Genomic DNA, 9710 nt, shown 5'->3' with positions numbered 1-9710 from the left:
GGCGGGCGCACCCTGAGGCGCCCGCCCCGCCGCGGCGTTCCGCTCAGCTTCCGGCAGCCGGTTCCGGCGCCCCGACGCAGGTCCGCAGCGCACCGATGAGCCGGTCGACCCGCGGGTCGTTCCCGGCCCCCATCAGGTTCGCGGTGTAGGCGAAGCCGACGCCGAACTCGTCGTCACCGAAGGCGAATTGGCCGCCCGCCCCGCTGTTGCCGAAGGAGCGCGCACCGAGCATCCGGCGGAACGGCGAGTCGACCAGGAAGCCGCTCCCCCAGCGGGCGCCGAGATCCGGCAGCCCCGACCACGACGGACCGCCCGACAGCTGCCGGACCGCGTCGGTCACGGTGTCGGCGCCGAGCAGCCGCGGCCCGCCGTCCACCCCGGTCGCAACCGCCGCGTACAGGGCCGCCAGTCCACGTGCGCTCGACACCCCGCCCGCGGCGGGGAATTCGGCGGTCAGCAGGGCGGGTGAGTTGTAGCCGTGCGGATCGTCGAGACCGGGGAAGGGGAGCACGCCGTTCATCGTCAGGGCCCGCATGGGCAGCAGTCCGGCGTCCGGCAGCGGGGACCGCCCCGCGGCCTCGGCGAGCCGGCCCCGCCGCGGCACCTCCTCCTGCGGCATCCCGATCCAGGTCCGCAGCCCCAGCCCGTCGCCGACGGCAGCACGGAAGTAGCCGCCGGGGGTCCGGCCGGTGAGCCGCCGGATCAGCTCGCCGACGATGAAGCCGAAGGCGTGCGCGTGGTACTCGTACGCGATGCCGGGCTCGTAGAGCACCTCCTGCTCCTCCAGGGCGCGGATCACCGGCGTCCACCGGGTCAGCTCCTCGAAGGGCAGCTTCCGCTCGGTGAGCGGGATTCCGGCGGTGTTGGCGAGCACCATCCGAGGGGTGATCCCCGCCTTGCCCCCTTGGGCGAACTCCGGCCAGTGGTCGGCCACCGGGGCGTCGAGGTCCAGCTTCCCCTGCTCGGCGAGCAGATGGGCACAGATGCTGATCAGACCCTTGGTGACGGACATGACGGGAAGGACGGTGTGCTCGTCCCACACCCGCCCGGTGCGCTCGTCGGCGGTCCCGCCCCACAGGTCGACGACCTTGCGCCCGTCCGCGAACACGGCGACGGCGGAGCCGAGTTCACGCCCCTCGGCGAAGTTCCCGGCGAAGGCGTCCGCGACGGCGCCGAACCCCTCGTCGGCCCATCCGTGCTGTGACATGGTGACGCTCTCCCCCTCAGGTCTGCGGCCCGGCCCCCGTGGACCGCCGGCCGGGTCACCGTACGTGCGCGCCCGCCCACGTTCGACCGAATTACCGGTGCATGAGAAGCGCCGGGCCACCGGGGCGCGCGGCAGTCGGAAGCGGAATCCCTCCAACCGGGCTTCTGTTACCCACAGTTGCCATCTGCGGTCTGGATTCACGCGGCGTAATCGGGGAAACCACTACTTCGCACGGCTTTTCGTCCGGCACCGGGTCGCAGGGAGCCCAGCTGCCCGATTCCGCGGGCCTGCGGCCGTGTTCCGGACCACGGTCCGAGTCTCCCGTCTGCGCACGCATCGTGAAGGCCATGAGGTAAAGCGATGTCGGAATACCTTTCGGTCGCCCGCCGGATGTGGCACCTCCTGGAGCCACTGCACGCCACGCTGTATTTCGCCCCCGAGGCCCGCCGGGTCGCCGCCGGTCTCGGCCATGACGTCGCGTCCCGCTGGCCCAGCTACTTCGCCTGGCGTACGGCTCCGCTGGGTGCCGCCGGGCCGGAGCTGACCGCCGCGACGTACTACACCTTCAGTCCGCGGATGGTCAGCCGCTACCTCCCGCGGATCTGGACCGTCGCCGCACCGGCCGCGGTGCTGGAGGCCCGGCTGCTGGCGGTGGACCGTGTGCTGACCGCCCTCGTCGACGGCCGGCTGACCACCGCGCAGCTCGCCGAGGCGGCGCGGCTCGCCCGTCAGGCCGCCGAGAACGCCGGTCCCGCCGCCCGCCCGCTGGCCGCCGCCAACCTCGATCTGCCCTGGCCCGACGCACCGCACCTGGTGCTCTGGCACGCCGCGACCGTGCTCCGTGAACACCGCGGCGACGGCCGACTGGCGGCCCTGCTGACCTGCGAACTCGACCCCTGTGAGGCCCTGGTGGCGTTCGCCGCGACGGGCGCCGCCCTGCTGGGGCGCGGCTGGAGCGCACAGGAGTGGAGCGATGCCCGGCACCGCCTCGCCGCCCGTGGCTGGATCGCCCCGGACGGCACCGCGACCGACCGCGCCCACAAGGAACGCGAGGCCATCGAGCGGACGACCGACCGGCTGGCGGCCGGCCCGTGGCGGGCCCTGGGCCACTCCCGCGCCGAACGGCTGGCACAGTTACTCACCCCGGTCCTCGCCGCGGTCTGCGAGGCCGGATATCTCCCGTCGCACAGCGCCCCGGTCACCGGGCGGGTGCCGGCCGGGCGCACCTCCTAGCCGGCCCGCCGGCCCCGCGGCTCGTCCAGCAGGCGCACCACCGCATCGTAGGTCACCCCGTGGTCGGCGAGTACCGCCGCGGCCGGTCCGGGGCGGGTGGCCAGCGCGAGCAGCAGATGCTCGTCGCCGATGTGCCGGTCCCCCCGGCCGGCCGCGCTGCGCAGGGCGCGTTGCAGGACGCCCTTCGCCTCCACGGTGAACGGCGGGCGCATCCGCCGGCGCCCGGCCGTCCCGCCGGCGGCCAGTGCGCCGGCCCCGTGGGCCTCCTCCACCCGCGCCACGATCGCGTCGACGTCGATCCCCATCCCGGCCAGCGCCACCGCATCGGCCGTCGACACCCCGCCGCGCCGCCGCACTTCGGCCAGGGCCTGCGCCACCGACTCCCGCCGCTCGCGAACGCCGAGGGCGGTGAGCACCGCGGCGGCCGGTGAGTCCGTGCGCTCCAGGAGTGCGAGCAGCAGCTCCGGTTCGCCGACCGTGCCGCTGCCCGTACGGTCCGCCTGCTCCGCCGCGCCACGCACCACCGCACGCGCCGCGGCGGTGAACTTCTCGAACATCAGCGCCTCCCGTGCTTCTTGTGCACTGCCTGCCTGCTGACTCCCAGCTCCGCCGCGATCTCCTGCCACGACCAGCCCTGCGCGCGGGCGCTGCGCACCTGCACGGCTTCGAGCTGCTCCAGCAGCCGGCGGAGCGCGGCCACGGCGCGGAGCCCGATCCGGGGATTCCGGTCGCCGGCCCGCTCGGCGAGATCCGTTGCTTCGGTCATGACTGTCAATTTACGTTGACACGCCGGGGGCGTCAACCATTATTGACACGCACGGCGCACCGGGGGAACAACTCGGCCTGGCGTAGGCCTACTTGAGAGACAACCGGGGGCGATACCCGGGCGGCCGGTCAGCCCCGGGGAGCGGCTGGAGGGACGGCGGACAGGGTGATCAGCGCCGCCGTGCCGTCCGTGCGCACCTCGGCGGGCTCCGCGTCCGGGCCCGCCAGCAGCGCCGCGTCGAACCGCGCCAGCCGCACCGCGGGCCGGCCCGCCGTCAGGAGCCCGGTCTCCCCCTCGACGGCCACCACCAGCACGGCCTCCGGGCCCTCGGCGTCACCGGCCCCACCGTCCGGCCGCCGTACCGGCTCCACCGTCCGGCGCCCCCGCACCATCTCCACCGTCGCGTCCGCCCGCCCCTCCCGCAGCATCACATTGAGGTTGACGACGGGGCCGTCCAGCAGCCGGGAACCGGTGGCCGCGGCGCCGGGGAAGGCGAACGGGCGGCAGCGGTCCGGGAGGAGGCGGGTGGTGCCGTCCACGGTCAGCTCCAGCCCGGCGCCGTCGACGACGGTGAGGATCCGGCGGACGCCGGGCAGCGGCGAGTACGGCCCGTCCCGGGTGACATCGGCCAGGCTGACCCGCCAGGCGAAGGTGTCCCAGCCGGCGCCCGGCGGGTGCACGGCGACCTCCCGGGTCACCCCGCCGCCGTTGCTCCACGGCATGGCGGGGCGCCCGTCCGCCCGCAGGATCCGCACGTTCCACAGCCTTCCGCTGGAGGGACGAAGAGGGGGAGAGCCGTCAGACCGTCAGCACGATCTTGCCGAAGAGGTCGCCCTCGGCCATCTTCGTGAACCCCTCGCGCGCCCGGTCCAGCGGCAGTGTCGAGTCGATGACCGGCCGGATGCCCTTGGCCGCGCAGAAGCTGAGCAGCGACGCCAGCTCCTGCTTGTCCCCCATCGTCGAGCCGACGATCTTCAGCTCCAGGAAGAAGATCCGGTTGAGCTCCCCGCTCTTCGGGGTGAAGCCGCTGGTGGCGCCCGAGATGACCAGAGTGCCGCCGGGACGCAGCGACTTGACGGAGTGCGACCAGGTGGCGGCGCCGACCGTCTCGATCACCGCGTCCACCCGGTGCGGCAGCCGCTCACCGGACGCGAACACCGCCTCGGCGCCCAGCTCCAGGGCCCGCTTGCGCTTGGCCTCGTCCCGGCTGGTGGCGAAGACCCGCAGTCCGGCCGCGGCGCCCAGCACGATGGCGGCGGTCGCCACCCCGCCGCCCGCGCCCTGCACCAGGACGCTGTCCCCGGGCCGTACGCCGCCGTTGGTGAACAGCATCCGGTACGCGGTCAGCCAGGCGGTCGGCAGGCAGGCGGCCTCCTCGAAGGACAGCTCCTTCGGCTTGGGCAGCACGTTCCAGGCGGGGACGGTGACCTGCTCGGCGAAGGTGCCCTGGTAGCGCTCGGTCAGGATGGAGGGCTTCTCCCCGGGGCCGACGCCGTGACCGGTCTGCCCGATGACGGAGTGCAGGACGACCTCGTTGCCGTCCTCGTCCACCCCCGCGGCGTCGCAGCCGAGGATCATCGGCAGCGACTCCTCGGTGATGCCCACCCCACGCAGCGACCACAGGTCGTGGTGGTTGAGGGAGGCGGCCTTGACGTTGACGGTCGTCCAGCCGGGGCGTGCTTCGGGAGCCGGGCGTTCCCCCAATTCGAGGCCGTTCAGCGGCTGGTCACGGTCGATGCGGGCGGCGTAGGCAGCAAACATGAGCCCAACGTAGGCCGCTGCCGGGCGCTTCGGTACCGCGTACGGGTGTGACACGCACCGCGTCGGCCCGGCCGCGCACCGCCACCGAGGAAACGGGCCGGGCCCGCACCCCTGGGAGTGCGGGCCCGGCCCGTCGGCGTGAAGCGTGGGCGCGGTCAGCGGCGCGCCACACCCTCGGCGCGGGCGGCGGCCGCGACGGCGGCGGTGACGGCCGGGGCGACCCGCTCGTCGAACGGCGAGGGGATGACCCGGTCGGCGCTCAGCTCATCGGCGACCACGGCGGCCAGCGCCTCGGCGGCGGCGAGCTTCATGCCCTCCGTGATCCGCGAGGCCCGCACCTGCATGGCACCGGCGAAGATGCCGGGGAAGGCCAGCACGTTGTTGATCTGGTTGGGGTAGTCGCTGCGTCCGGTGGCGACCACGGCCGCGTACTTGTGCGCGACGTCCGGGTGGATCTCCGGGGTCGGGTTGGCCATCGCGAAGATCAGCGAGTCCTTCGCCATCTTCGCCACCGCCTCCTCCGGCACATTGCCGCCGGAGACCCCGATGAAGACATCGGCCCCCTCCAGCGCGTCCTCCAGCGAACCGGTCAGCCCGCCCTTGTTCGTGAAGCCGGCCACCTCGCGCTTGACGTCGGTGAGGTCGTCGCGGTCGGCGGAGACGATGCCGTTGCGGTCACAGACCGCGACGTCTCCGATGCCCGCCTCGATGAGGATCTTGGCAATGGCGACACCGGCCGCGCCGGCACCCGAGATGACCGCCCGCAGCTGCCCCAGCGAACGGTCGGTGAGCTTGGCGGCGTTGCGCAGCGCGGCGAGCGTGACCACGGCGGTGCCGTGCTGGTCGTCGTGGAAGACCGGGATGTCCAGCGCTTCCTGGAGCCGGCGCTCGATCTCGAAGCACCGCGGCGCCGAGATGTCCTCCAGGTTGACGCCACCGAAGGACGGGGCCATCCGGACGACGGTCTCGATGATCTCGTCGGTGTCGGTGGTGTTGAGCGCGATCGGCACCGCGTCGACGCCGCCGAACTGCTTGAAGAGGATGGCCTTGCCCTCCATCACCGGGAGGGAGGCCTCCGGGCCGATGTCGCCCAGGCCGAGCACCGCGGTGCCGTCCGTGACGACGGCGACGACCTGGGACTTCCAGGTGTAGTCGTGCACCAGCTCGGGCTGCTCGGCGATGGCGCTGCACACCTTGGCCACGCCCGGCGTGTAGGCGAGGGACAGGTCGTCCTTGTCCCGGACCGGCACGGTCGCCTGAATGGCCATCTTGCCGCCGCGATGCAGCGCGAACGCCGGATCGAAGGCATCGTCGGGCGCGCTGCTCGCGTCCGTATCGGTATTGCTGTCGCTGCGAGGATTGACGATCTCCGCTGCCACTTGTCTTACCCCTTTTATTCGTGAATCTGCTTGAGGGTGACCACTCCCTGGTTGAGGGGTGGGCGGGCACCGCGTCCGCGCCCTGCGCAGCAGATGGCCGCCGCGCGGGGGGAGGTACGGACGCCGGGCGCGCCGCACACGCGCCCTGAGCCCCGGATGAGGGGTGTAACGCACCTTTCTACCTGACGGGCGCGCGCCCCGACGAGTCAGATTCATTACCCTCGGGTTCAAGGCTCCGACAATAACGGCGAAATGCACAAAAAACTCAGAAGAGTCGTCCATCCTGCCGTCCGGATCCCGAGATGCGACGGCGGGCCGCGCCTCCGGGGCCGCCCGCCGGGCGGAATTTCCCTTGCGGCATCCGGCCGTCATCTCACCGCCGCCGTCCGTTATCCGATTTTGACCTGAACGGGAGTCCGAATACCGGAGTGCGGATGGCAGGATTCCGTCACCAACCGAGGTCACGGAGCTCGAAGGTGTGCCCCGGCCCTTTGTCACGTCGGTTTCTCCATCAGCAGGAGGCTCAGCATGACCGCAAGCTCCACCCGCCGCACGGCCGCCGGCAGGTCTCGTACAGCCGTGGCCGCGGCGGCCGCGGTCGCGGCCTCGCTGCTGCTGCTCACCGCCTGCGGTGACCAGACGAACGAGGCCATCGCCAAGCGTGAGGCGAAGAAGACCCGGAACGTCCACGCCCCGCTGTTCAAGAAGCTGCCCAAGGACGTCCAGGAGAAGGGCTTCCTCCAGGTCGGCTCGGACATCACGTACAAGCCGGTGGAGTTCCGCTCCAACGGCAAGATCGAGGGCATCGACCCGGACCTCGCGGCGGCGATGAGCAAGGAGCTGGGCATCAAGCTCAACTTCAACAACGCCACCTTCGACACCCTCATGGGCGGCCTGAAGTCCAAGCGCTACGACATCGCGATGTCGGCGATGACGGACACCAAGGAGCGCCAGGAGGGCATCGACAGCAACACCGGCAAGAAGATCGGCAAGGGTGTCGACTTCATCGACTACCTCAACGTCGGCGTCTCGCTCTACACCCGCAAGGGCAAGACCAACGGTGTCGACGGCTGGGAAACGCTGTGCGGCAAGAAGATCGCGGTGCAGCGTGGCACGGTCTCGCACGACCTGGCCAAGGACAAGTCGAAGGCCTGCGAGAAGAACGACGAGAAGCCGATCTCGATCGAGGCGTTCGACAACGACTCCGAGGCCCAGACCCGGCTGCGTACCGGCGGCGTGGACGCCGTCTCCAGCGACTACCCGGTCGCGGCGTACGCGGTGAAGGTCTCCGGCCACGGCAAGGACTTCCAGATGGTCGGCGGCGCGCCGCTGAAGGCGGCCCCGTACGGCATCGCGGTCCCCAAGGGCCAGAACCAGCTGCGCGACGCGCTGAAGGCCGCCGTGGAAAACGCGATCAAGAACGGCTCCTACGCCAAGGTCCTGGACAAGTGGGACGTCAAGGACGCCGCGGTCAAGAAGGTGGAACTCAACGCCGGCTCCTGAGCCGCCGCACGCCACCCCCCACCGCACGCCGCCCCGCGCACCTCCCGCCGAATGCTGAAAGGCAACACCCGTGTCAGTTGACGTCGACAAGTCGGCCCAGCCGCCGGCATCCGCTCCGCCGCCCGAGTCCCTCAAAGCCATCCCGGTACGCCACTACGGACGCTGGGTGGCGGCGCTCGTCGTCATCGGACTGGTCGCCCTGCTCGTCCGGGCCTTCGCCTCCGCGGACGTCAACTGGGAGGCCATTCCCCAGTACATGTTCAACGCGGACATCCTCAAGGGTCTGCGCAACACCCTGCTGATCACCGTACTCTCGATGATCATCGGCATCGTCGGCGGGGTCGTCCTGGCCGTGATGCGCCAGTCCAAGAACCCGGTCACCTCGTCGGTCGCCTGGTTCTACGTCTGGTTCTTCCGCGGCACGCCGGTCTACGTCCAGCTGTTCCTGTGGTTCAACCTGGGCCTCGTCTTCCAGTACATCGACATCATGCCGATCTACAAGGACGAGTGGTCGGACTTCATGACCCCGTTCCTGTGCGCGCTGCTGGGCCTCGGGCTCAACGAGGCCGCGTACATGGCGGAGATCTGCCGGGCCGGCCTGAACGCGGTCGACGAGGGCCAGACCGAGGCGGCGCACGCGCTGGGCATGAGCCACGCCAAGACGCTGCGCCGGATCATCGTGCCGCAGGCGATGCGGGTGATCGTGCCGCCGACCGGCAACGAGGTCATCAACATGCTCAAGACCTCCTCGCTGGTCATCGCCGTCCAGTACTACGACCTGCTGCAGGCCGCCCAGAACGTCGGCCGGGACTCCGGCGTCGTGGTCGAGATGCTGATCCTCGCCGCCGCCTGGTACCTGATCGCCACCACGGTGCTCAGCATCGGCCAGTACTACCTGGAGCGCTACTACGCCCGCGGCTCCAGCCGACAGCTCCCGCTCACTCCGCTCCAGCGCGCCAAGGCGAAGCTGTCCGGCGGCTTCAACCGCAGCGCCGGAGGTGCGGCATGACCAGCAAGATGACGACGACCAAGGCCGCGGGCACCAGCGGCGGCCCGATGGTCAAGGCCGAGGGCGTCCACAAGTCCTTCGGCGCGGCGCACATCCTCAAGGGCATCGACCTGGAGGTCGCGCCGCGGGAGGTCTTCTGCCTGATCGGCCCGTCCGGCTCCGGCAAGTCGACGTTCCTGCGCTGCATCAACCACCTGGAGAAGATCAACGCCGGCCGGCTGTCCGTCGACGGCGAACTGGTCGGCTACCGCGAGCACAACGGCAAGCTCTACGAGCTGCGCGACAAGGAGGTCGCCGCCCGCCGCCGGGACATCGGCATGGTCTTCCAGCGCTTCAACCTCTTCCCGCACATGACCGCGGTGGAGAACGTCATGGAGGCGCCGATCCAGGTCAAGGGCGAGTCGAAGGCCTCGGCGCGGGAGCGCGCGGGCAAGCTCCTGGACCGCGTCGGCCTCGCCGACAAGGCCGGCAACTACCCCTCGCAGCTCTCCGGCGGTCAGCAGCAGCGCGTCGCCATCGCCCGTGCGCTGGCGATGGAGCCCAAGCTGATGCTCTTCGACGAGCCGACCTCGGCCCTCGACCCGGAGCTGGTCGGTGACGTCCTGGACGTCATGAAGGACCTGGCCGCGGACGGGATGACGATGATCGTCGTGACCCATGAGATGGGCTTCGCCCGGGAGGTCGGCGACTCGCTGGTCTTCATGGACGACGGTGTGGTGGTCGAATCCGGCCACCCGCGCGAGGTGCTCGGCAACCCGCAGCACGAGCGGACGAAGTCGTTCCTGTCGAAGGTGCTGTAGGCGTTCCGCGGACGCGGTGCCGACAGAAGCGGTCCGGCGGGTGCCCTGGGCA

General features: G+C 71.2%; 10 protein-coding genes. 4 read left to right on the top strand and 6 right to left on the bottom strand.

Annotated elements, in window-relative coordinates; all coding sequences use genetic code 11:
- Positions 1–43 precede the first annotated feature (43 nt).
- A complete protein-coding gene (locus tag ACFW5B_RS34935; protein WP_386449052.1) occupies positions 44–1207 on the bottom strand; it encodes a serine hydrolase domain-containing protein in 1164 nt (387 codons plus the stop codon).
- 360 nt (positions 1208–1567) lie between these two features.
- On the opposite strand from ACFW5B_RS34935, the gene ACFW5B_RS34930 reads away from it, so the two are divergent.
- Positions 1568–2440, top strand: coding sequence for a hypothetical protein (locus ACFW5B_RS34930; RefSeq protein WP_386449049.1), 873 nt, complete (start codon positions 1568–1570; stop codon positions 2438–2440).
- Here ACFW5B_RS34930 and ACFW5B_RS34925 read toward each other — a convergent pair.
- The 5 genes from ACFW5B_RS34925 to ACFW5B_RS34905 all read right to left on the bottom strand — a co-directional run bounded on the left by ACFW5B_RS34925 (position 2437) and on the right by ACFW5B_RS34905 (position 6346).
- The gene (locus ACFW5B_RS34925) at positions 2437–2997 is read right to left on the bottom strand and encodes a Clp protease N-terminal domain-containing protein (protein WP_386449046.1); all 561 of its coding nucleotides are present in this window, start codon (positions 2995–2997) and stop codon (positions 2437–2439) included. The genes ACFW5B_RS34930 and ACFW5B_RS34925 overlap by 4 nt on opposite strands.
- The gene (locus ACFW5B_RS34920) at positions 2997–3206 is read right to left on the bottom strand and encodes a helix-turn-helix domain-containing protein (protein ID WP_386449043.1); all 210 of its coding nucleotides are present in this window, start codon (positions 3204–3206) and stop codon (positions 2997–2999) included. The genes ACFW5B_RS34925 and ACFW5B_RS34920 overlap by 1 nt, the downstream gene beginning before the upstream one ends.
- A 128-nt stretch (positions 3207–3334) precedes the next feature.
- Positions 3335–3961: a HutD family protein gene (locus ACFW5B_RS34915; protein WP_386449040.1), complete on the bottom strand. Its 627-nt coding sequence runs from the start codon at positions 3959–3961 to the stop codon at positions 3335–3337.
- A 43-nt stretch (positions 3962–4004) separates the two neighbouring features.
- Complete coding sequence (locus ACFW5B_RS34910; protein WP_386449038.1) at positions 4005–4967, bottom strand: zinc-binding dehydrogenase; 963 nt, start codon at positions 4965–4967, stop codon at positions 4005–4007.
- Positions 4968–5122: 155 nt separating this feature from the next.
- Positions 5123–6346 (bottom strand): NADP-dependent malic enzyme, encoded by a 1224-nt coding sequence (locus ACFW5B_RS34905; protein ID WP_386449035.1) that lies wholly within the window; start codon positions 6344–6346, stop codon positions 5123–5125.
- 528 nt (positions 6347–6874) lie between these two features.
- On the opposite strand from ACFW5B_RS34905, the gene ACFW5B_RS34900 reads away from it, so the two are divergent.
- The 3 genes from ACFW5B_RS34900 (at position 6875) to ACFW5B_RS34890 (ending at position 9658) form a co-directional block, all read left to right on the top strand.
- Positions 6875–7849, top strand: a complete 975-nt coding sequence (locus ACFW5B_RS34900) for an ABC transporter substrate-binding protein (protein WP_386449032.1) — start codon at positions 6875–6877, stop codon at positions 7847–7849.
- A gap of 70 nt (positions 7850–7919) precedes the next feature.
- Positions 7920–8858, top strand: a complete 939-nt coding sequence (locus ACFW5B_RS34895; RefSeq protein WP_386449029.1) for an amino acid ABC transporter permease — start codon at positions 7920–7922, stop codon at positions 8856–8858.
- A gap of 47 nt (positions 8859–8905) precedes the next feature.
- Entirely contained in the window at positions 8906–9658 is a 753-nt protein-coding gene (locus ACFW5B_RS34890; protein WP_386449055.1) for an amino acid ABC transporter ATP-binding protein, read from the top strand.
- Positions 9659–9710: the final 52 nt, after the last annotated feature.

The sequence above is a fragment of the Streptomyces sp. NPDC058773 genome, from assembly GCF_042746015.1.
GTDB lineage: Bacteria > Actinomycetota > Actinomycetes > Streptomycetales > Streptomycetaceae > Streptomyces.
Note: the sequence above shows the minus strand (reverse complement) of the source record. Positions and strands in the feature narration are given on the sequence as shown.

What these genes read in the sequence shown, in the direction of transcription:
- ACFW5B_RS34935 (WP_386449052.1), bottom strand. Translation starts at nt 1,207, where the DNA reads ATGTCACAGCACGGATGGGCCGACGAGGGGTTCGGCGCCGTCGCGGAC.
- ACFW5B_RS34930 (WP_386449049.1), top strand. Translation starts at nt 1,568, where the DNA reads ATGTCGGAATACCTTTCGGTCGCCCGCCGGATGTGGCACCTCCTGGAG.
- ACFW5B_RS34925 (WP_386449046.1), bottom strand. Translation starts at nt 2,997, where the DNA reads ATGTTCGAGAAGTTCACCGCCGCGGCGCGTGCGGTGGTGCGTGGCGCG.
- ACFW5B_RS34920 (WP_386449043.1), bottom strand. Translation starts at nt 3,206, where the DNA reads ATGACCGAAGCAACGGATCTCGCCGAGCGGGCCGGCGACCGGAATCCC.
- ACFW5B_RS34910 (WP_386449038.1), bottom strand. Translation starts at nt 4,967, where the DNA reads ATGTTTGCTGCCTACGCCGCCCGCATCGACCGTGACCAGCCGCTGAAC.
- ACFW5B_RS34900 (WP_386449032.1), top strand. Translation starts at nt 6,875, where the DNA reads ATGACCGCAAGCTCCACCCGCCGCACGGCCGCCGGCAGGTCTCGTACA.
- ACFW5B_RS34890 (WP_386449055.1), top strand. Translation starts at nt 8,906, where the DNA reads ATGGTCAAGGCCGAGGGCGTCCACAAGTCCTTCGGCGCGGCGCACATC.